The sequence below is a fragment of the Bacillus sp. GW823-FHT06A10 genome (assembly GCF_058795375.1).
Map to the genome: position 1 here is coordinate 443,832 of NZ_JBXAHT010000002.1, position 20,900 is coordinate 464,731.

Below are 20,900 nucleotides of genomic sequence, written 5' to 3' on the forward strand. Positions count from 1 at the left end.
GTGCTTCAATTAGGGTGGCACCACGGGTATAATACTCTCGTCCCTACTGTTTAAACAGTAGAGGCGGGAGTTTTTTTATTTTTATTAAGATTAAAACAATTTGAGGAGGAACTGAATATGTCTATTCAAATCCCACGCGGAACGCAAGATATTCTTCCAGGCACTGTTGAGTTATGGCAGTATATCGAAGGGCAAGCACGCGAAATTTGCCGTCGTTACAATTATAAAGAAATTCGTACACCAATTTTTGAGCACACTGAGCTATTTTTACGCGGTGTTGGTGATACGACAGATATCGTACAAAAAGAAATGTACTCATTCCAAGATCGTGGAGAGCGTAGCTTAACATTACGTCCAGAAGGTACTGCACCTGTTGTACGTTCTTACGTTGAAAATAAAATGTTTGGTGATGCAACACAACCAACGAAATTATACTATATCGGTCAAATGTTCCGTTATGAAAGACCACAAGCAGGTCGCTATCGTCAATTCGTACAATTCGGTATCGAAGCAATCGGCAGTAATGACCCTGCAATTGATGCAGAAGTAATTGCACTTGCTGTTGAATTTTACCGCGGCATGGGCTTAAAAAATATTAAAGTTGTATTAAACAGTTTAGGTGACGCAGCGAGTCGTCAAGCACACCGTGATGCATTAATCGCACACTTTGAGCCACGTATCGGCGAATTCTGCTCTGACTGTCAATCTCGCTTAGAAAAGAACCCACTTCGAATTTTAGACTGTAAGAAGGACCGTAACCATGAATTAATGGCAACAGCTCCATCTATTACAGAATACTTAAACGAAGATTCAGCAGTATACTACGACAAAGTACAAGAACTATTAACGATGATGGATGTTCCATTTGAAAAAGATCCGAACTTAGTGCGTGGTTTAGACTACTATCAACATACTGTTTTTGAAATTATGAGTGAGGCAGAAGGTTTCGGTGCGATCACTACATTAAGCGGTGGTGGCCGTTATAACGGACTTGTACAAGAAATCGGTGGACCAGAAATGCCAGGTATCGGTTTTGCAATGAGTATTGAACGTTTAATTATGGCGCTAAAAGCTGAAAACATTGAATTACCACTTGAACATAGCATTGATTGTTACGTTGTAGCGCTTGGTGAAAAAGCGAAAGACCATGCTGCAAAAGTGGCATTCGATCTTCGTAAAGCTGGATTGTCGGTTGAAAAAGATTATTTAGATCGCAAAATGAAAGCACAATTTAAATCAGCAGATCGTCTAAAGGCGAAATTTGTAGCTGTATTAGGAGAAGATGAGCTAGATAAAGGCATCATTAACTTAAAAGATATGGCAACAGGTGAACAAGAAGAAGTAGCGTTAGATGTATTTGCTTCATACGTAGCAGAGAAATTAATATAGGGGGAACTTACAGTGGCTGAAAGAACACATGCATGTGGAAAAGTAACAGTAGAAGCTGTTGGACAAACAGTTCAATTAAAAGGTTGGGTACAAAAACGCCGTGACTTAGGTGGATTAATCTTTATCGATTTACGTGACCGTACAGGTATCGTACAAGTTGTATTTAACCCAGAAACATCAAAAGAAGCGTTAGAAGTAGCAGAAACAATTCGTAGCGAATACGTATTACACATAGAAGGTACAGTTGTTGAACGTGGTGAAGGCGCAATTAATGACAATATGGCAACTGGTCGTATTGAAGTACAAGCAACAAAAGTAAATGTACTAAATGCAGCGAAAACAACACCAATTATCATTGCTGATGATACAGATGCATCAGAAGATGTGCGTTTAAAATATCGTTATTTAGACTTACGTCGTCCTGTAATGTTCAACACATTCAAAATGCGTCACGACGTAACAAAAACAATTCGTAACTTCTTAGATACAGAAGAGTTCTTAGAAGTAGAAACACCAATTTTAACGAAAAGTACGCCAGAAGGAGCTCGTGACTATTTAGTACCAAGTCGTGTACATGACGGTGAATTCTATGCATTACCACAGTCACCACAGTTATTTAAACAGCTTCTTATGGTCGGCGGATTTGAGCGTTACTATCAAGTAGCACGTTGTTTCCGTGATGAAGATTTACGTGCAGATCGTCAACCGGAATTCACGCAAATCGATATCGAAGCTTCATTCTTAACACAAGATGAAATTTTAGAAATGATGGAGCGTATGATGACGAAAGTTATGAAGGATGCAAAAGGTGTAGAAGTTAGTGCACCATTCCCTCGTATGAAATATGCTGATGCAATGGCTCGCTACGGTTCTGATAAGCCAGATACACGCTTTGAAATGGAACTAACAGACTTATCTGAGTTTGCAGCAGGTTGTGGCTTTAAAGTGTTTACAAGTGCTGTAGAAAGCGGCGGACAAGTAAAAGCAATCAATGCAAAAGGTGCTGCAAGTAAATATTCTCGTAAAGACATCGATGCATTAACTGAATTCGTGAAAGTATATGGTGCAAAAGGTCTAGCTTGGCTTAAAGTTGAAGAAGACGGCCTAAAAGGACCGATTGCGAAATTCTTCGGTGAAGAAGATGCAAATGTGTTAATGAGCACATTAGAAGCTACTGCTGGCGACTTATTACTATTCGTAGCAGATAAGAAGAGCGTTGTTGCAGATAGCTTAGGCGCACTTCGTTTACGTCTAGGTAAAGAGCTTGAGTTAATTGATGAAAGTAAATTTAACTTCCTATGGGTAACTGATTGGCCACTTCTTGAGTACGATGAAGATGCAGATCGTTATTTCGCAGCTCATCACCCATTCACAATGCCATTCCGTGAAGACGTTGAGCTACTAGAAACAGCACCAGAAAAAGCACGTGCACAAGCATATGACCTTGTATTAAACGGTTATGAGCTTGGTGGTGGATCACTTCGTATTTACGAGCGTGACGTACAAGAAAAAATGTTCAAAGCACTTGGATTCTCACAAGAAGAAGCGCAAGAGCAATTCGGATTCTTATTAGAAGCATTCGAATACGGTACACCACCACACGGCGGAATCGCATTAGGTTTAGATCGTCTTGTTATGTTACTTGCAGGCCGTACGAACCTTCGTGATACAATTGCATTCCCAAAAACAGCAAGCGCAAGCTGCTTATTAACAGAAGCTCCAAGCCCAGTTGCAGAAGCACAGCTTGAAGAGTTAAACTTAAAATTAAGCTTAAAAGAAGAAAAGTAAGAATAGGGTCTAGATGGTTATACTATAACCATCTAGACTTTTTTAATGGATAATTAAAAGAAGAAACAAAATCCCGGTTTACACTATGTTTTCATTATCGAAATATGTATTTTTAGGAATTCTATAACTTTTTCTATACAAATAGTCGGAAAAACGCTAGAATACATGGTAGACCATTTTTGTAATAGGAGTGTAGAGCTGAATGTTACATCAATTTTCACGTAATGAATTAGCCTTCGGTAAAGAAGGACTTGAAATATTAAAAAATAGTACAGTCGGTATTTTAGGAATTGGCGGCGTAGGTTCATTTTCAGCTGAAGCGTTAGCGCGTTCTGGAGTAGGACGTCTCGTATTAGTTGATAAAGACGTTGTAGATATTACAAACGTAAACCGTCAAATTCACGCTTTAGTATCTACTGTAGGACGTTCAAAAGTAGAATTAATGAAAGAGCGTATTGCAGACATTAATCCGGAATGTGAAGTAATTGGACTAGAAATGTTTTATACAGATGAAACATATGAAGAGTTCTTTAAACACGGTTTAGATTTCGTAGTGGATGCATCTGATACGATTACGTTCAAAATCCATTTAATTAAACAATGTTTACGTCGTAAAATTAAAATTATCTCATGTATGGGTGCAGCAAATAAAATGGACCCAACTCGTTTCCGTATTGCGGACATTTCTAAAACACATACAGATCCAATTGCGAAAGTAATTCGTACGAAGCTTCGTAAAGAGGGTATTAAAAAAGGTGTAAAAGTTGTCTTCTCTGACGAAAACCCAATCGTAATTCGTGAAGAAGTACGTAAAGAAATCGTACCAGACGAGAATGCAAAAATTCGTAAAGCGAAATTACCGCCTTCATCAAATGCATTCGTACCATCTGTGGCAGGCTTAATTATGGCAAGTCACGTTGTACGTGAACGTATTAAAAATGTAGAAGTGAAACGTGTAGGGCAAGAATAAAAGAAAAGCATATATCCATTTTGGATATACGCTTTTTTTATATGTATTAAAGAAATATGGATACTTGCATCACTACTAGTTCAAATGTAAGTAAGGTTAGTAAGTAATAATCATATTTATCTGATTTATAGGCGGAAGTCTTTTTTAGACTGTTAATGGTGAAAAGAGCTAAAGTCAGGACGAGAAGGCCAAGAGTTATTTTGAAGATTATTAATGAAATAGCAACCATCCCCCTTTAAAGGTATATGTTTATAATAACATTTTAGTAAAAAATATCTAATCCGTTTTAGGAGTTTCCTTGTATGACAAGGAGGACTGTTATTGTCAATCTTTGTCGTTAAATCGATATCCTTTATTAAATCGTTGATATATTGCAAGTTGTGATAGATATATTCGAAAAAACGTTGATATATTGCAAGTTGTGATAGATATATTTGAAAAAACGTTGATATAATTTCATTTACCGACATGTATATATATGATTTACCGAAAACAAACAGGGATGTCACTCAGTCAAAAAAGTGACATCCCTGTTTTTAATTCTCAGCAGAATAAATAATATCTAAATTCCCGTTTTGATCGGTTTTGAAAATCGGGGCAATTTGCTCTTCTTGCTCTTCGACCGAAACAAGTTTTCGAGCACGATCCATAATTCGAACAAGCATCGCGTAATCTTCTTCGATTGCTTGTTGTTTTTTTGTGAGTACCGCTAATTTCGTTTCAAGTTCATGATTCGTTTTTTGCAGAGAAGTGAGCTGAGCTTGTAATACATCATTTTCAGTTTGCAACTTTGCGAGTGAAGGGTTATTATGCTCCAAGTTTTGCAAAAATGAGATGACATTTTGCATCGTAAGTTCTTGTTTACTTGGCGTAATATCTTCAGAAAACTCAGCATCGATTACGAGTTGTTTCGTTTTCGTGAACTGATTTTTTTCTATTTTAGCTTCAGAGCGCTTTAATTCTTTACGTTGTTTCTTCGCAAGCTGCACAGCATCTTCGTAATTCGGCCTTACTTCAGCATTCCATCTAAAGCCGCAAGCTGCTGAAGTCCGGTTCAACGTATCGCCGACTTCATCAAATGCTTTTATTTGTGTACTTCCGCTGCGAATATGTCGTAAAACAGTTTCTGCTAAAAGGAGATCATCTTCTTTTGTCCATGCATCTTGACGTGTTTTCATAAGCGAAGCCTCCATAATGGTGACGTTTTCGTTTATGTTACCCTTTATTTTTCGTTTTATTCGAAGTTTGTAATCTTTCATAAACAGTAGAAAGGGCTTGCTCAAATTTCCCTGTCGTTTTCGGTTTATAATATTGCTTGTTTTTTATTTTATCAGGTAAGTATTGTTGCCTTACCCAGCCATTTGGATGGTCGTGTGGATATAAATATCCAATGCCTCTTCCAAGTGATTCTGCGCCTTTGTAATGACTATCTTTTAAATGGCTTGGAATGTCACCTGTTTGACCATTGCGTAAATCGTGTAATGCAGCATCAAGTGCTTTATAAGCTGAATTTGATTTTGGTGATAAGCATAGCTCGATAACGGCATTTGCAAGTGGGATGCGTGCTTCTGGGAATCCAACTCGTTCAGCTGATTCAATTGCAGCTAGTGTACGTGGTCCAGCTTGTGGGCTAGCAAGTCCAATATCTTCATAAGCCATAATAAGAAGGCGTCTGCCAATACTTTGTAAATCACCTGCTTCAATAAGGCGTGCTAAATAATGGAGCGCTGCATTTACATCACTTCCGCGCACTGATTTTTGAAATGCTGATAATACGTCATAATGAGCATCGCCGCCTTTGTCGTGAACGAAGCTCTTCTTTTGTAAGCATTCTTCCGCAATCTCGAGTGTGATTTCAGCCGCTTGATCGTCTGTAGTAAAGCTAGATAATACAGCAAGCTCAAGTGCGTTATAAGCGGAACGCATATCACCACCAGAGGCATTTGCAAAATGATGTAGTGCTTCATCTGTTACCGTTACAGCATATTCTCCAAGGCCTTTTTCTTTATCTTCTAAAGCTCTTTTTAACCCAATTAAAATATCATCTTCTGTTAGTGCGTGTAATTCGAAAATTTGACACCTGCTTCGAATAGCGGAGTTTATTGCATGGAATGGATTACTTGTCGTTGCACCAATTAAAGTAAGAAGTCCGCTTTCTAAGTGAGGTAATAGAAAGTCTTGCTTTGCTTTATCTAGACGGTGAACTTCATCTAAAATTAAAACGAGGTGTCGATGCATCTTTGCTTCTTGTACGACAACTTCCATATCTTTTTTATTGTGAGTAACAGCGTTTAATAGACGAAACGGGGTACCGGTACTTCCTGCAATTGCACTGGCAATGGATGTTTTTCCTGTACCTGGAGGACCGTATAAAATCATAGATTGAAAATGATTTGCTTGGACCATTCGCCATAAAATCTTTCCTTCACCAACTAAATGTTGTTGCCCAATAATTTCTTGAATATTAGTAGGGCGCATTCGATGTGCGAGTGGTTGTTTCATTTAGACCGTCTCCCTTAATATATAATCTCGTTCTATCGTATCATTTTTTTCTACGAAATTTGAAATAGGATGCTGTTTTATGGGAAAAATGAAGAATAATATTTTCATTTTTCTTTCAATTGTAATAATTTCCGAGTTTTTCAATGTGATTTTATGTTATCATTTTGATACACAAGTTGAAATTTCTTATAATACTATATTATGCTATAATTTCATAGGATTTTAAATTGTGTTCTTTTTATAAATAAGATATAACCAATAGAAGTGAAAATTTGAAAAGAGGTGCAAAATAGATGAAAATTTCAACGAAAGGCCGCTATGGCTTAACAATTATGATTGATCTTGCAAAAAAGTTTGGTGAAGGTCCAATTTCATTAAAATCAATTGCGCAGGCGCATGACTTATCCGAGCATTACTTAGAGCAATTAATTTCACCACTTCGTAACGCTCGTCTTGTAAAGAGTACGCGCGGGGCATATGGCGGATATGTATTATCTGATCAACCGGCTAACATTACAGCTGGGGATGTAATCCGTGTATTAGAGGGACCGATTAGTGTTGTAGAAATGATAGAAGAAGAAGAGCCAGCACAGCGTCAGTTATGGATGCGTGTTCGTGATGCCGTACAAGAAGTGTTAGATAGTACAACGTTAGAAGATTTAGTACGTTATGAGGAAGAAAATCACGGGGGCTATATGTTTTACATTTAATTCCTTGTGAAACGATTTGGAAAGAAGGAGATTTAATGGAACGCATTTACTTAGATCATGCTGCGACATCTCCGACTCACCCAGAAGTGGTCGAAAAGATGATTCCATATATGACAGAAATATTCGGGAACCCGTCTAGTATTCACTTTTATGGACGTCAAACTCGTCACACAGTAGATGAGGCGAGACGAGTGTGTGCACGCAGCATTCATGCGAATCCGAATGAAATTATATTTACGAGCGGTGGTACAGAAGCTGATAATTTAGCGCTTATAGGTGTAGCACGTGCGAACCGTCATAAAGGTAACCACATAATAACGACGCAAATTGAACATCATGCGATTTTGCATACGTGCGAATTGTTAGAGCGTGAAGGGTTTGAAGTGACATATTTACCTGTCGATGAAACAGGACGCATTCAAGTTTCTGACATACAAAAGGCATTAACAGAAGAGACGATTCTTGTATCTGTTATGTTTGGGAATAATGAAGTAGGGACAATGCAACCAATTGTGGAAATAGGAAAGCTGCTAAAAGAGCATCAAGCTTATTTCCATACAGATGCGGTACAAGCTTACGGTTTAGTAGAAATTAATGTGAAAGAGTTTGGTATTGATTTATTATCAATTTCAGCTCATAAAATTAATGGGCCAAAAGGTGTAGGGTTCTTATTCGCTGGTGCAAATGTGAAATTTGAGCCGTTATTAATAGGCGGAGAGCAAGAAAGAAAACGCCGTGCTGGTACGGAAAATGTGCCTAGTATTGCTGGGCTTCAGCATGCAATTCTTATAGCTGAAAAAACTCGTGAGCAAAAAAATGCCCAATATGAAGAGTTTAAAGATATAATGGTATCTGTCTTCAAAAATGAAGGCATTACTTTCGAGGTAAACGGAAACTTAGAACATCGCTTACCGCATGTACTTAATGTAAGTTTTACAGGAATGAACATTGAACCGTTTCTTGTGAACTTAGACCTAGCTGGCATTGCAGTATCAAGTGGTTCTGCTTGTACAGCTGGTTCGATTGATCCATCACATGTATTAGTAGCGATGTTTGGAAAAGACTCCGATCAAATACGTTCATCCGTACGCTTTAGTTTTGGACTTGGAAATACGAAAGAGCAAATTGAAAAAGCGGCGTACGAAACAGTGAAAATCGTGAAGCGATTAACACAAAATTAGCATGGGAGGTGACATGATGAACAAACTACCTCACGAAACACGCGTTGTCATCGGAATGTCTGGTGGCGTCGATTCATCTGTAGCAGCACTTTTATTAAAAGAGCAAGGTTATGATGTAATCGGAATTTTTATGAAAAACTGGGATGATACAGATGAGAATGGTGTCTGCACAGCAACAGAAGATTACAATGATGTAATTGAAGTGTGTAACCAAATTGGTATTCCGTATTATGCAGTAAACTTTGAAAAACAATACTGGGATAAAGTATTTACGTACTTCTTAGATGAGTACCGAGCTGGTCGTACACCAAACCCAGATGTAATGTGTAATAAAGAAATTAAATTTAAAGCATTTTTAGAGCATGCAATTGCGCTTGGTGCCGATTATGTAGCAACAGGTCATTATGCACGCGTTGCTTATATGGACGGCGAATATAAAATGCTTCGCGGCGTTGATGACAATAAAGATCAAACATACTTCTTAAATCAATTAAGCCAAGAGCAATTATCAAAAACAATGTTCCCGTTAGGTGAACTGAAGAAACCACAAATTCGTGAAATGGCGAAAGAAGCTGGCTTAGCGACAGCGGCGAAAAAAGATAGTACAGGTATTTGCTTCATTGGTGAGCGTAACTTTAAAGATTTCTTAAGTAACTACTTACCAGCACAACCAGGTGTAATGCAAACATTATCTGGTGAAGTGAAAGGGAAGCATGACGGTTTAATGTATTATACAATTGGACAACGTCATGGTCTTGGAATTGGTGGTAATGGTGATCCATGGTTTGCTGTTGGAAAAAATCTAAAAGAAAACATTTTATATGTTGATCAAGGATTCCATAACGAACTTCTATATGGTGATGAAGTTATTGCTACGAATGTAGGATGGGTAAGTAACAAAGAAAAAGAAACAGAATTTAAGTGCACGGCGAAATTCCGTTATCGTCAAGAAGACAATAAAGTAACGGTTCAAATCGTTGATGAAAATACAGTTCGTATTCTTTGTGATGAGCCAATTCGTGCAATCACACCAGGACAAGCAGTCGTTTTCTATGATGGAGATGAGTGCTTAGGCGGTGCTACAATTGATGAAGTATACCGTAGTGGTAAGAAATTGGATTATTTAGGATAAATGAGAAGCCTCTGCCGATTAGCGGTTAGAGGTTTCTTTTACATAAAGCGAATTTTCGTTCGCTTGGAAAATACATTCTTTGTTATAATTTGTTGTAGAGGTGAAGGACATGTCAAACAAACTTGAAACAGGTATTCAATATATGCAAGAAGGAAATTGGGAAGAAGCGGCTAAAAATTTTACAGAAGCAATTGAAGAAAATCCGAAAGATGCGCTTGGATACATTAATTTTGCAAATTTATTAGACGTATTAGGTGATAGTGAGCGAGCGATTTTATTTTATAAACGTGCATTAGAGTTAGATGATAAATCTGCAGCTGCTTATTATGGCTTAGGAAACGTATATTATGGCCAAGAGCAATTTACTGAGGCGAAAGTTGTATTTGAACAAGCAATGCAAGCTGGATTACAATCAGCTGATGTAACATTTATGTTAGGTATTACACATGTACAGCTTGGAAATGATCGTCTTGCACTACCATTCTTACAAAGAGCAACAGAATTAGATGAAAACGATGTAGAAGCTGTATTCCAGTGCGGACTTTGCTTTGCGCGACTAGAACATATTCAAGAGGCGAAACCTTATTTTGAAAAGGTATTAGAAATGGATGAAGAGCATGCAGATGCGTATTACAATTTAGGTGTTGCTTACGTATTTGAAGAAAATAACGAGAAAGCTCTCGCTTTATTTAAGAAAGCAACTGAAATTCAGCCAGATCACTTTTTAGCTGGTAATGGCGTTCGTTTATTAGAGCAAGAAGCTGAATAAGATAAAAATATAGTTTAATGGGTAGTTATCCCTCATCTAAAAAGGTGGGGGATGTACTGCTCATTAAAGTGAAAATATCGGAAAGGAGAGGAAAGATGGGAAATCAACATGCAATGGATTTGTTTGAGGAAGAGAAAAAATTTATAAAAGCGCAAGTTCTTCATACCATTTTCCACAACGAAGAAAACCTCTATTCCGTTGTCAGTATGAAAGTCATTGAAACGAATGAAACGTATGACGAAAAGAAAGTAATGATAAACGGTCATTTTCCCCGCATGCATGAAGATGAAGTGTTTACATTGACAGGTCACTTTAAGGACCATCCAAAGTATGGAAAACAATATATGGTTGAAACATTTAAAAAAGAATTGCCGCAAACAAAAGCAGGTATGGTGCAATATTTAGCGAGTGATTTATTTAAAGGGATAGGAAAGCGTACAGCGGAAAAAATTGTGGATCATCTCGGGGAACATGCTATTTCTAAAATTATGGATGACCCTGAGGCGTTAAATGGTGTTGTTAACAAACAAAAGGCTCAGGAAATATATGAGACAATTGTTGAACATCAAGGATTAGAGAAAGTAATGAGCTTTTTAAATGGTTACGGTTTTGGAACGAAACTTTCTATTAAGATTTACCAGCAATATAAAGAGATGACATTAGAAGTGATTCGTAATAATCCGTATCAACTTATTGAAGAAGTGGACGGGATTGGTTTTGGACGAGCGGATGATATAGGGCGTGCGTTAGGGATATCGGGTAATCACGACGACCGTGTACGAGCGGGATGTTTTTACACATTAGAGAATGTCTCATTGCAACTTGGTCACGTTTATATGAGGAAAGATCAACTTGTAAGAGAAACGATGTCACTTTTAAACAATCAAGAAGGAAGAGTGACTGAAGAAGATATTATAGGTTGTATTGAAACGATGCAAAGTGAAGGGAAAGTCATCATAGAAGAAGAACGAGTGTATTTAGCAACTTTATTCTACTCTGAAAAAGGTGTTGTAAAGTCTATTCGTCGATTGATGAATCAAGAGGAAACACCTTCATTTCCTGAAGCAGAAGTGTTAAAAACATTAGGTGAAATTGAAGAACAGTTGAATGTACAATATGCACCGTTTCAGCAAGAAGCGATTCAAACGGCACTTCATAAACCGATGATGTTATTAACAGGTGGACCAGGAACAGGAAAAACAACCGTTATTAAAGGGATTGTTGAAATGTATGCGTCACTTCACGGATTATCGTTAAATCCGAATGAATACAGTGATGATAATCCATTTCCAATACTATTAACAGCTCCAACAGGAAGAGCAGCGAAGCGGATGAGTGAATCGACAGGACTTCCAGCTTGCACAATTCACCGTTTGCTTGGCTGGACGCCAGAAGGATCTTTCCAGCGTAATGAAACGGATCCTGTCCAAGGTAAGCTCCTTATTATCGATGAATTTTCAATGGTTGATATTTGGCTCGCAAATCAGCTATTTAAGTCGCTACCAACGAATATTCAAGTTATCGTTGTAGGTGATGAAGATCAGTTGCCATCTGTAGGACCTGGACAAGTATTAAAAGATTTATTAAATGCAGGTGCAGTTCCGACAGTGAAGCTTACTGAGATTTATCGTCAAGCAGAAGGCTCATCTGTTATTCAACTTGCCCATGCGATCAAAGACGGCACACTCCCACCAGATTTAGCGCAAAATAAAAAAGATCGTTCGTTTATCAGCTGTACAGGGGCTCAAATTGTTGAGGTTGTGAAAAAAGTTTGCGAAAACGCTAAAACAAAAGGCTTTAGTGCAAGGGATGTTCAAGTATTAGCACCGATGTACCGCGGGCCTGCTGGTATTAATGTATTAAACGAAGCGCTGCAACAAGTATTTAACCCGAAAAGGGAAAAGAGTAAAGAAATCCAGTACGGTGATGTTGTATACCGAAGAGGCGATAAAGTACTGCAACTCGTTAATCAGCCGGAGAGCCAAGTGTTTAATGGGGATATCGGAGAAATTGTTTCGGTGTTTTATGCGAAAGAAAACGTTGAGCAACAAGATATGATTATCGTTTCATTTGATGGAATTGAGGTAACGTATACAAAGCCGGATTTAAATCAAATTACACATGCATATTGTTGTTCGATTCATAAATCACAAGGTAGTGAATTTCCGATTGTTATTATGCCGATTGTGAAAAGTTACAACCGTATGTTACGCCGTAATTTAATTTACACGGGCATTACAAGAAGTAAGAAGTTCCTTATTATTTGCGGGGAGGAAGTAGCTTTCCAATCTGGTGTAAATCGCCTTGATGATGCAATGCGTCAAACAACTTTAGCTAGTCGCTTGCAGGAATCACAAGGAGAAGTACAGATGGTCACAGTTAATGGCGAGGAAATGGACGTGGAAAACATTTCACCGTATGATTTCATGTAACAAGGTGAAATTATATAGTGAAACTTTCAAACGCATAGCGTTGAAAGGCTCCAGCAATGTATAAATGAATGCGGTTTGGACATAATGGCGAATAGAATCTGGGAGACTGTAAGGAGATGAAAGCCATATGTTCATTTGTCCAAATTGCAAAGGGAAAGACATTGGAAAAATAGGTGTCAACCAATTTTATTGCTGGAATTGTTATATCGAATTATCGGTTTCAAAGGGGAAAATCCATACGCATCAAGTTGAGGAAGATGGTTCATTAAGCTCTCTTGATGATTTATTTGATGAGAATGAAAGAACGATCGGATAACGAAAAGGGGGATTTACTTTGAATCTACGCAATTCATTAATCGCATTAGGGGTTGGAGCTGCAGCATATCAATATGCTCGTAAGCAAGATGTATTTTCAAAACGCAATATGAAAAAAGCACGTAAGATGATTAAGTCTTACTTATAATCATTTCGATAAAGTGAAAAACTCCCTTATAGACAAGGGAGTTTTTTTATGCACTCATATGCAAATAAAAAAGTCCAATTTCTGAGAAAAGATAAGATAAACCGTAACAGCCAACGCCAAGTATTCCATACTGCCATAATTGCTTCGCTTTTTCTTTACGTGAGGAACGAATAAAGAACCCCTTCCAAATACCAAAGCCGATACAAATCCATTCAAGAATCATAAAAAGTGCTGATAATCCAAGCATAAACAAAACCATAATTAGCCCTCCTGATTACATTATTTCATGCTGTATTCTCAGGGGTGGTTGTCCTTGTTATGTTATTTATATGTACGTCTTTAAAAAACAGTATGGTCCGTATGAAAAGATTTTAAAAGTTTCACACATAACCTAACCCATTTATTTTCAAAATAAAGGTGGAGGAGGTTTTTCATGTGAAGAATCTTAAAATCATTTGGATATATCGTTTAGGATTATTGTTACTTGTTTTTCTTTGTTTGCTCGTCTTTTTAAAAATTAAGCCACTATGGGCACCGATTATTTTTGTATTTAAAGTAGCAATTACGCCGTTTCTTATCGCCTGTTTTATTGCGTATTTATTGCACCCTTTAATTGAAAAAATTCATAAGGAAGGGATGCCCCGTACACTTGCCATTTTGCTCATTTATATCCTTTTCTTCGGCGGAATTGGTTATGGGATTTATAAAGGAACACCAGTCGTTATTAAACAGTTACAAGAGATTAATGAACAATTTCCGCAGTTTACAAAGATGTACGATTCGTGGATGGATGGCGTTACAGAACAAACAGCGAATTTCCCTTCGTTCATTCATGAAAAGGTGAAACAACTTTTTGTGGGTGTGGAAACGAAGATTCAAGCGCTTTTAAATAAAGTGATGAGTACAGCTCGTGGTGTACTCGATTCATTGCTCATTATTTTCTTAATACCGTTCATTGTATTTTACATATTAAAAGATTATGGTGAGTTTTATCATATCTTTTGGAAACTAGTCCCAAGTAAATGGCGAGGTACGGGGCAAATGCTTGCGAAAGAAATTGATAAGTCACTTGGAAGTTATATTCGAGGACAGTTATTTGTTTGTTTAGTATTAGGGGGAGTATCAGCTCTTTCTTTTTGGTTTATCGGTATGAAATATCCATTATTGCTTGGCATTATTATTGGGGTAACGGATATAATCCCGTACTTTGGTCCTATTTTAGGAGCGATCCCGACGTTAATGATTGCAGCAACAGTATCAACGAGTTTACTTATTAAGGCGGGGATTACGATTGCTATTTTGCAATTTGTGGAAAGTAACATTTTATCGCCTTACATTGTTGGTAAGTCACTTCGTATGCATCCTGTTATTATTATGCTTGCATTACTTGTTGGAGGGGAAGTAGCTGGTATTGTAGGATTACTAATATCGGTTCCGATTTTAGCAGTTATTCGTACTGTCATTGTTCATGTGAGACCTCTCTTGAAAAAAGAAAATGTGTAAGTATAGAAGCCCTCTATGTAAGAAATAGAGGGCTAATCATATATTTATTTAGAAAGCTGCTCGTGTATCTTTTGAACGAGGGAGCTCACATCATTTGTTTGAATATGTTTTATTTTTTTCCATTCGTTATCATACATAAATACAATTTGATTGTTGAAAAGACGCTTTTGTTCTTTTAGATTAGAAATTTTTGCGAAAGAGTACTCTTCAAATACTGGATTCTTACTTACATCTGGCCCGTAAAAGAATAGCCTTTTGTTCGTTAAAATTAGCAATCCTGGCCTTGCGACGGAACGATAAATAAATATGTCTAATGAACATGCTGCGTAAAATAATATCGTTTCGTCAGTCGCTAATATGTTTTTAGCTTTGTTAAGTAAGGTTGTCATTGTGATCGCTCCTTTATTTTATTAACAATAATTTAATTATAGCAAAAAAAGTAATATTTAGAAATTTTTATAAATAATTATTGTAAGGAGATTCCAATTTATTAATAAACGCATAATATATGAAAAGGCTGTTAAGAATGAATAGTAGAATACCTATGATTAATAAGCGATTAATACAATATAAATGATTATCTACATTGACAAACTTAAGAGAATTCTATTATATTTAGTCATATAATACATTAAATCAATGACGGAACAAGTACGTTACAGTCCATTTATAGAGAGAAGCTTCCATATGGCTGAAAGAAGCTTTAAATGAAGGGTAACAGAAAGCTAATCCTGAGAGCAGCTAATCACTGCCGTCTTGCCACGTTACGGCACCATGAGGTGATGAATTGATTGTTATTGTAATCAATTCATAATTAGGGTGGTATCGCGAGTTAACTCTCGTCCCTTTTATAGGGACGGGAGTTTTTTATATTTAAGGAGGAAAATACAATGAAACAACTAACAGGCGCACAAATTCGTCAAATGTTTTTAGACTTTTTCCAAGAAAAAGGACATGCAGTAGAACCTAGTGCATCACTAGTTCCACATGAAGATCCATCTCTTCTATGGATTAATAGTGGTGTAGCAACATTAAAAAAATATTTTGATGGACGTGTAATCCCACAAAATCCACGTATTACAAATGCTCAAAAATCAATTCGTACAAACGATATTGAAAACGTAGGGAAAACAGCTCGTCACCATACATTCTTTGAAATGTTAGGAAACTTCTCAATTGGTGATTACTTCAAAGAAGAAGCAATTACATGGGCTTGGGAATTCTTAACGAGCGACAAATGGATCGGATTCGATAAAGAATTACTATCAGTTACAATCCATCCAGAAGATGAAGAAGCATTCACAATTTGGAATGAGAAAATGGGCGTTCCAAAAGAGCGTATTATCCGCTTAGAAGAAAACTTCTGGGATATCGGTGAAGGACCAAGTGGACCGAATACAGAGATTTTCTATGACCGCGGAGAAGCTTACGGTAATGACTTTAGTGACCCAGAATTATATCCAGGCGGAGAAAACGAGCGTTACTTAGAAGTATGGAACCTTGTATTCTCTCAATTTAATCATAATCCAGATGGTTCATATACACCACTTCCTAAGAAAAACATTGATACAGGGATGGGTCTAGAACGTATGACATCTATCGTTCAAGATGTGCCTACGAACTTTGATACAGATCTATTCATGCCGATGATTGGTGCAACAGAATCAATTTCTGGTGAGAAATATCGTAATGGCGATTTAGAAAAAGATATGGCGTTTAAAGTAATTGCTGACCATATCCGTACAGTAACATTTGCTGTTGGTGACGGTGCTCTTCCTTCTAACGAAGGCCGTGGTTATGTATTACGTCGTTTATTACGCCGCGCTGTTCGTTATTCGAAGAAATTAAACATTAACCGTCCATTCATGTTTGAATTAGTACCGGTTGTTGGAGAAGTAATGAAAGACTTCTATCCAGAAGTACTTGAAAAGAAAGATTTCATTGCGAAAGTTGTGAAAAACGAAGAAGAGCGTTTCCATGAAACACTTCATGATGGTGAAGCAATTTTAGCTGAAGTTATTACAAAAGCAAAAGAAGAAAAAACAACTGTTATTTCTGGAGTAGATGCGTTCCGTCTATATGACACATACGGTTTCCCAATCGAATTAACAGAAGAATATGCAGAAGAAGCTGGTATGACAGTTGACCAAGAAGGCTTCGAAAATGAAATGGAAAAACAACGTGAGCGTGCACGTGCTGCTCGTCAAGACGTTGACTCAATGCAAGTTCAAGGCGGTGTACTTGGAGAAGTTAAAGTAGCGAGTGAGTTCGTTGGTTACGGTACAGTTGCAACAGAAAGTAAAGTTGTTGCACTTGTGAAAAACGGCGAATACACAGATAGCTTACAAGCTGGTGAAGAAGGACAATTAATGCTTGATGTAACACCATTCTATGCTGAGAGCGGTGGACAAATTGCAGACCGTGGTTACCTTCTTGCTGATGGCGTGAAAGTTCTTGTAAAAGACGTGCAAAAAGCACCAAATGGTCAAAACTTACACAAAGTTGTTGTTGAAGAAGGTACATTAACGAAAGATGCGGCTGTGAAAGCTATTATCGATACGAAAAACCGTAGTAGCGTTGTGAAAAATCATACAGCAACTCACTTACTACACCAAGCATTAAAAGATGTACTTGGAACACACGTTAACCAAGCAGGTTCTCTTGTAACTTCTGAACGTTTACGCTTTGACTTCTCTCACTTCGGTCAAGTACAAGCTGACGAATTAGAAAAAATTGAGCGTATGGTAAACGAGAAAATTTGGGAAAGTATTGATGTTGAGATTTCTCAAAAAGCAATCGAAGAAGCGAAAGAAATGGGCGCAATGGCATTATTCGGTGAAAAATACGGTGATGTTGTACGCGTTGTACAAGTTGGCGATTACAGCTTAGAGCTTTGTGGTGGTTGTCACGTTGATAATACAGCTTCTATCGGTATTTTCAAAATCGTTGCTGAGTCTGGTATCGGTGCAGGAACTCGTCGTATTGAAGCAGTAACTGGTAAGTCTGCATACGAATTAATGAACGATCAAGTAGGTTTATTAAAAGAAGCAGCAGGAAAAATGAAAACAAATCCGAAAGATATTTTAACAAGAGTTGATGGTCTATTTGCCGAAGTAAAACAACTGCAAAAAGAAAACGAATCTCTTGCTGCGAAATTAAGCAATATCGAAGCTGGAAACTTAACTGATTCTGTAATGACAGTTGATGGTGTGAATGTATTAGCAGCGAAAGTAAATGTCGCAGATATGAACAACTTACGTACGATGATGGATGATCTAAAAAATAAATTAGAGTCGGCAGTTGTTGTATTAGTGTCTGTTAATGACGATAAAGTAAATATCCTAGCAGGTGTAACGAAAGACTTAATTGGCCAAGGTTACCATGCTGGTAAACTTGTGAAAGAAGTAGCTTCTCGTTGCGGCGGTGGCGGTGGTGGCCGTCCTGATATGGCACAAGCAGGCGGTAAAAACCCAGCTCAAGTCGAAGAAGCTTTAGCATTTGTACAAGAGTACGTTAAATCTGTTTCAAAATAAAGAGATAGTAGTGTACAATGGTAGGGAGAGGAGAAGTTCTTCTCCCTATACTTACTATATAAGTGAGGTGCTTGAAATGGACGGTTTTGATAAAACAATGAAGTTTAGCATTCAAGATGAAAAACAGAGTGTCCATGTAAATGATGTACTTTTAACTGTGTATGATGCACTTCAAGAAAAAGGCTATAATCCGATTAACCAAATCGTCGGTTATTTATTAAGTGGAGACCCAGCATACATACCTCGCCATAAAGATGCACGTAGCATCGTTCGCAAGCTTGAACGTGATGAGATTATTGAAGAGCTTGTGAAGTCTTACTTGAAACATCATCGTGAGGAGTAGTTTATGCGGATATTAGGTTTAGATGTAGGTACAAAAACAGTCGGAGTTGCAATTAGCGACGAAATGGGCTGGACAGCACAAGGATTAGAAACAATTAAGATTAACGAAGAACGAGGTCACTTTGGTTTTGATCGTATTTCTGAGTTAGTAAAGCAGTACAATGTGGATAAAATAGTAGTAGGTTTACCTAAAAATATGAATGGTACAATTGGCCCACGTGGTGAAGCGTGCCAACAATTTGCAGAAAACCTACGAGAGCTGTTACAATTAGACGTTGTAATGTGGGACGAGCGTTTGTCAACGATGGCAGCGGAACGTCTACTCATTTCAGCTGATGTAAGTCGTAAGAAGCGAAAACAAGTAATCGATAAGATGGCTGCAGTCGTAATCTTACAAGGATTTTTAGATAGTAAATAAGAGGTGACCAAAATGGAAGAAAATCAAATTACAATTGTAGACGAAAAAGGTAACGAACATTTATGTGAAATTATTTTCACTTTTGATGCTGAAAAATTTGGTAAAAAATCATATGTAGTCTTCTCTCCAATCGGTGAAGTAGACGAAGATGGAGACCCAATTTATGATGCAATGGCTTATGAGCAAAATGAAGAAGAGGGCGGAAGCTTACTTCCAATCGAATCTGAAGAAGAGTGGGAAATGGTACAAGAAATGTTCAACACTCTTGCTGATGAGCAAGAAGCTGAATAATAAGTACTGAAAAGATGGACGACATACAGTCCATCTTTTTTTGTATTTATATGTAAAATGAAAGATTTTTTGTCGAAACTGTGTAAGTCTTTGTAGTATAATGAGACGGATTGTAGAAAAATAAAGTGTCTATTAAAAAAGATAAGTGAATTTGTTGCGTTTTTACATCGTGCTGTATAGAAAGGTGTACATACGGTCTACAATTAAGTAAGGAGGAAATGTTTTGATAGAGAATCAAGTGAAAAAGAAGCGTAGACGCATCTTTTTATTTTCGATTATTGCACTGCTTTTAGTTTGTGGTTCAGTCTATGCGTATATTTCATCCGCATTAGGACCAGTTGATAGCGGGAATAAAAAAGAGATTGAAGTAGAAATTCCGAAAGGATCATCTACAAGTAAAATTGGAGAAATTTTAGAAGAAAAAGGCGCTGTAAAAAACGGTACAGTTTTTAGTTTTTATACAAAGGCTAAATCGAAAAGTTTACAAGCAGGTACATATTTATTAAACCCTTCAATGAATGCTGAAGATGTGATCGAACAAATGTCATCTGGCAACGTGCATCGTCCAGCTCTTTATAAAGTGACGATTAAAGAAGGGGCGCAAGTAACTGAAATTGCAGAAACGATTGCGACAGAACTAAAGTGGAATAAAGATGATGTTACGCGTCAATTAAACGATAAAGCATTTATTCAAAAAATGCAGCAAAAGTATCCGAAGTTATTAACGGATAAAATCTTTGATAGTAATATTAAATACCCATTAGAAGGTTATTTATATCCTGCAACGTATTCGTTTTATAAGAAAGATACAACGTTAGAAGAAATTGTAATTCCGATGCTTGAGAAAACAAATGCAATCATTGTTCAAAATGAGGCGAAAATGAAAGCGAAGAATTGGGATGTTCATCAGCTTTTAACATTATCTTCACTTATTGAAGAAGAGGCAACTGGTTTTACAGATCGTCAAAAGATCGCTAGTGTCTTTTATAATCGTTTAGCAAAAGGTATGCCGCTTCAAACGGATCCAACGGTATTATATGCACTTGGAAAACATAAACAACGTGTATTATACGAAGATTTAAAGGTCAACTCACCGTACAATACGTATGTTGTAAAAGGATTGCCGGTAGGGCCGATCGCAAACTCTGGTAAACATTCAGTGGAAGCTGCGTTAGAACCTGCGCAAACAGATTATTATTATTTCTTAGCTGCACCAAGTGGTGAAGTGTACTATGCGAAAACATTAGAAGAGCATAATGCATTAAAGCAAAAATACATTACGAAAAAACAGTGAAATGGGGAGGGATAGCGAAAAAAGTCGCACATCCCTCTTTTTTGTGGTAAAATATATCGGGTTAAAAACTGGCAGAAGAATCGTTTTTAATATCAAAACGGGACGTACAAGCTAAGGGTAAAGCTGGCTTGTATTTTTATTGCATTCTATGTGGGAAAAGACGTCATAGAGGCACTTCTCCAT

20 protein-coding genes and 2 other annotated features (1 of these 22 only partly in view) are annotated in these 20,900 nt (G+C 37.3%); of the genes, 16 read left to right on the forward strand and 4 right to left on the reverse strand.

What is annotated here, in order from left to right:
* Positions 1-48, forward strand: a binding site (T-box leader) (it extends 183 nt beyond the left edge of the window).
* 69 nt (positions 49-117) lie between these two features.
* The 3 genes from hisS (at position 118) to AC1Q8M_RS17075 (ending at position 4,147) form a co-directional block, all read left to right on the forward strand.
* Positions 118-1,389, forward strand: a complete 1,272-nt coding sequence (hisS, locus tag AC1Q8M_RS17065) for a histidine--tRNA ligase (RefSeq protein ID WP_000027079.1) — start codon at positions 118-120, stop codon at positions 1,387-1,389.
* 12 nt (positions 1,390-1,401) lie between these two features.
* Complete coding sequence (gene aspS / locus AC1Q8M_RS17070) at positions 1,402-3,177, forward strand: aspartate--tRNA ligase (protein WP_000840885.1); 1,776 nt, start codon at positions 1,402-1,404, stop codon at positions 3,175-3,177.
* A 202-nt stretch (positions 3,178-3,379) separates the two neighbouring features.
* Positions 3,380-4,147: a tRNA threonylcarbamoyladenosine dehydratase gene (locus AC1Q8M_RS17075; protein ID WP_000903182.1), complete on the forward strand. Its 768-nt coding sequence runs from the start codon at positions 3,380-3,382 to the stop codon at positions 4,145-4,147.
* Between the two features lie 536 nt (positions 4,148-4,683).
* On the opposite strand, the gene AC1Q8M_RS17080 is transcribed toward AC1Q8M_RS17075, so the two are convergent.
* Positions 4,684-5,325: an RsfA family transcriptional regulator gene (locus AC1Q8M_RS17080; RefSeq protein ID WP_000857722.1), complete on the reverse strand. Its 642-nt coding sequence runs from the start codon at positions 5,323-5,325 to the stop codon at positions 4,684-4,686.
* Positions 5,326-5,362: 37 nt separating this feature from the next.
* Positions 5,363-6,649, reverse strand: coding sequence for a replication-associated recombination protein A (locus AC1Q8M_RS17085; protein ID WP_000812919.1), 1,287 nt, complete (start codon positions 6,647-6,649; stop codon positions 5,363-5,365).
* Between the two features lie 293 nt (positions 6,650-6,942).
* Here AC1Q8M_RS17085 and cymR point away from each other — a divergent pair, with 293 nt between their 5' ends.
* The 7 genes from cymR to AC1Q8M_RS17120 all read left to right on the forward strand — a co-directional run bounded on the left by cymR (position 6,943) and on the right by AC1Q8M_RS17120 (position 13,336).
* Positions 6,943-7,359, forward strand: a complete 417-nt coding sequence (cymR, locus tag AC1Q8M_RS17090; RefSeq protein ID WP_000704116.1) for a cysteine metabolism transcriptional regulator CymR — start codon at positions 6,943-6,945, stop codon at positions 7,357-7,359.
* A gap of 35 nt (positions 7,360-7,394) precedes the next feature.
* On the forward strand, positions 7,395-8,540 hold the full coding sequence (locus AC1Q8M_RS17095) for a cysteine desulfurase family protein (RefSeq protein ID WP_098360846.1): 1,146 nt from the start codon (positions 7,395-7,397) through the stop codon (positions 8,538-8,540).
* 16 nt (positions 8,541-8,556) lie between these two features.
* On the forward strand, positions 8,557-9,672 hold the full coding sequence (gene mnmA, locus AC1Q8M_RS17100; RefSeq protein ID WP_001038010.1) for a tRNA 2-thiouridine(34) synthase MnmA: 1,116 nt from the start codon (positions 8,557-8,559) through the stop codon (positions 9,670-9,672).
* Between the two features lie 109 nt (positions 9,673-9,781).
* A complete protein-coding gene (locus AC1Q8M_RS17105) occupies positions 9,782-10,441 on the forward strand; it encodes a tetratricopeptide repeat protein (protein ID WP_000066411.1) in 660 nt (219 codons plus the stop codon).
* Positions 10,442-10,536: 95 nt separating this feature from the next.
* The gene (recD2, locus tag AC1Q8M_RS17110; protein WP_000528080.1) at positions 10,537-12,873 is read left to right on the forward strand and encodes an SF1B family DNA helicase RecD2; all 2,337 of its coding nucleotides are present in this window, start codon (positions 10,537-10,539) and stop codon (positions 12,871-12,873) included.
* 127 nt (positions 12,874-13,000) lie between these two features.
* Entirely contained in the window at positions 13,001-13,189 is a 189-nt protein-coding gene (locus AC1Q8M_RS17115; protein ID WP_000469281.1) for a YrzR-like zinc ribbon domain, read from the forward strand.
* Positions 13,190-13,207: 18 nt separating this feature from the next.
* Positions 13,208-13,336, forward strand: coding sequence for a YrzQ family protein (locus AC1Q8M_RS17120; protein ID WP_001053553.1), 129 nt, complete (start codon positions 13,208-13,210; stop codon positions 13,334-13,336).
* Positions 13,337-13,382: 46 nt separating this feature from the next.
* On the opposite strand, the gene AC1Q8M_RS17125 is transcribed toward AC1Q8M_RS17120, so the two are convergent.
* A complete protein-coding gene (locus AC1Q8M_RS17125; protein ID WP_000242539.1) occupies positions 13,383-13,595 on the reverse strand; it encodes a hypothetical protein in 213 nt (70 codons plus the stop codon).
* A 176-nt stretch (positions 13,596-13,771) separates the two neighbouring features.
* On the opposite strand from AC1Q8M_RS17125, the gene AC1Q8M_RS17130 reads away from it, so the two are divergent.
* On the forward strand, positions 13,772-14,839 hold the full coding sequence (locus tag AC1Q8M_RS17130) for an AI-2E family transporter (RefSeq protein ID WP_000793129.1): 1,068 nt from the start codon (positions 13,772-13,774) through the stop codon (positions 14,837-14,839).
* Positions 14,840-14,883: 44 nt separating this feature from the next.
* Here the strand turns inward: AC1Q8M_RS17130 and AC1Q8M_RS17135 are convergent, their stop codons facing one another.
* A complete protein-coding gene (locus AC1Q8M_RS17135) occupies positions 14,884-15,228 on the reverse strand; it encodes a PH domain-containing protein (RefSeq protein ID WP_098360847.1) in 345 nt (114 codons plus the stop codon).
* Between the two features lie 241 nt (positions 15,229-15,469).
* Positions 15,470-15,689 (forward strand) — a binding site (T-box leader).
* A gap of 40 nt (positions 15,690-15,729) precedes the next feature.
* Between AC1Q8M_RS17135 and alaS the strand changes: the two genes are divergently transcribed.
* The 5 genes from alaS to mltG all read left to right on the forward strand — a co-directional run bounded on the left by alaS (position 15,730) and on the right by mltG (position 20,717).
* Positions 15,730-18,372 (forward strand): alanine--tRNA ligase, encoded by a 2,643-nt coding sequence (alaS, locus tag AC1Q8M_RS17140; RefSeq protein WP_000811815.1) that lies wholly within the window; start codon positions 15,730-15,732, stop codon positions 18,370-18,372.
* Positions 18,373-18,448: 76 nt separating this feature from the next.
* Entirely contained in the window at positions 18,449-18,715 is a 267-nt protein-coding gene (locus tag AC1Q8M_RS17145) for an IreB family regulatory phosphoprotein (RefSeq protein WP_000348591.1), read from the forward strand.
* Positions 18,716-18,718: 3 nt separating this feature from the next.
* Positions 18,719-19,132, forward strand: coding sequence for a Holliday junction resolvase RuvX (ruvX, locus tag AC1Q8M_RS17150; RefSeq protein WP_001221193.1), 414 nt, complete (start codon positions 18,719-18,721; stop codon positions 19,130-19,132).
* A gap of 12 nt (positions 19,133-19,144) precedes the next feature.
* Entirely contained in the window at positions 19,145-19,423 is a 279-nt protein-coding gene (locus AC1Q8M_RS17155) for a DUF1292 domain-containing protein (RefSeq protein WP_000392245.1), read from the forward strand.
* A gap of 223 nt (positions 19,424-19,646) precedes the next feature.
* Positions 19,647-20,717: an endolytic transglycosylase MltG gene (gene mltG / locus AC1Q8M_RS17160; RefSeq protein WP_000572135.1), complete on the forward strand. Its 1,071-nt coding sequence runs from the start codon at positions 19,647-19,649 to the stop codon at positions 20,715-20,717.
* Positions 20,718-20,900: the final 183 nt, after the last annotated feature.

Excerpts from the sequence above, each read along its gene's own strand:
- hisS (WP_000027079.1), top strand. The coding sequence starts at position 118 with ATGTCTATTCAAATCCCACGCGGAACGCAAGATATTCTTCCAGGCACT.
- AC1Q8M_RS17075 (WP_000903182.1), top strand. The coding sequence starts at position 3,380 with ATGTTACATCAATTTTCACGTAATGAATTAGCCTTCGGTAAAGAAGGA.
- AC1Q8M_RS17080 (WP_000857722.1), bottom strand. The coding sequence starts at position 5,325 with ATGAAAACACGTCAAGATGCATGGACAAAAGAAGATGATCTCCTTTTA.
- AC1Q8M_RS17085 (WP_000812919.1), bottom strand. The coding sequence starts at position 6,649 with ATGAAACAACCACTCGCACATCGAATGCGCCCTACTAATATTCAAGAA.
- cymR (WP_000704116.1), top strand. The coding sequence starts at position 6,943 with ATGAAAATTTCAACGAAAGGCCGCTATGGCTTAACAATTATGATTGAT.
- AC1Q8M_RS17095 (WP_098360846.1), top strand. The coding sequence starts at position 7,395 with ATGGAACGCATTTACTTAGATCATGCTGCGACATCTCCGACTCACCCA.
- mnmA (WP_001038010.1), top strand. The coding sequence starts at position 8,557 with ATGAACAAACTACCTCACGAAACACGCGTTGTCATCGGAATGTCTGGT.
- AC1Q8M_RS17105 (WP_000066411.1), top strand. The coding sequence starts at position 9,782 with ATGTCAAACAAACTTGAAACAGGTATTCAATATATGCAAGAAGGAAAT.
- recD2 (WP_000528080.1), top strand. The coding sequence starts at position 10,537 with ATGGGAAATCAACATGCAATGGATTTGTTTGAGGAAGAGAAAAAATTT.
- AC1Q8M_RS17115 (WP_000469281.1), top strand. The coding sequence starts at position 13,001 with ATGTTCATTTGTCCAAATTGCAAAGGGAAAGACATTGGAAAAATAGGT.
- AC1Q8M_RS17125 (WP_000242539.1), bottom strand. The coding sequence starts at position 13,595 with ATGGTTTTGTTTATGCTTGGATTATCAGCACTTTTTATGATTCTTGAA.
- AC1Q8M_RS17135 (WP_098360847.1), bottom strand. The coding sequence starts at position 15,228 with ATGACAACCTTACTTAACAAAGCTAAAAACATATTAGCGACTGACGAA.
- alaS (WP_000811815.1), top strand. The coding sequence starts at position 15,730 with ATGAAACAACTAACAGGCGCACAAATTCGTCAAATGTTTTTAGACTTT.
- AC1Q8M_RS17145 (WP_000348591.1), top strand. The coding sequence starts at position 18,449 with ATGGACGGTTTTGATAAAACAATGAAGTTTAGCATTCAAGATGAAAAA.
- ruvX (WP_001221193.1), top strand. The coding sequence starts at position 18,719 with ATGCGGATATTAGGTTTAGATGTAGGTACAAAAACAGTCGGAGTTGCA.
- AC1Q8M_RS17155 (WP_000392245.1), top strand. The coding sequence starts at position 19,145 with ATGGAAGAAAATCAAATTACAATTGTAGACGAAAAAGGTAACGAACAT.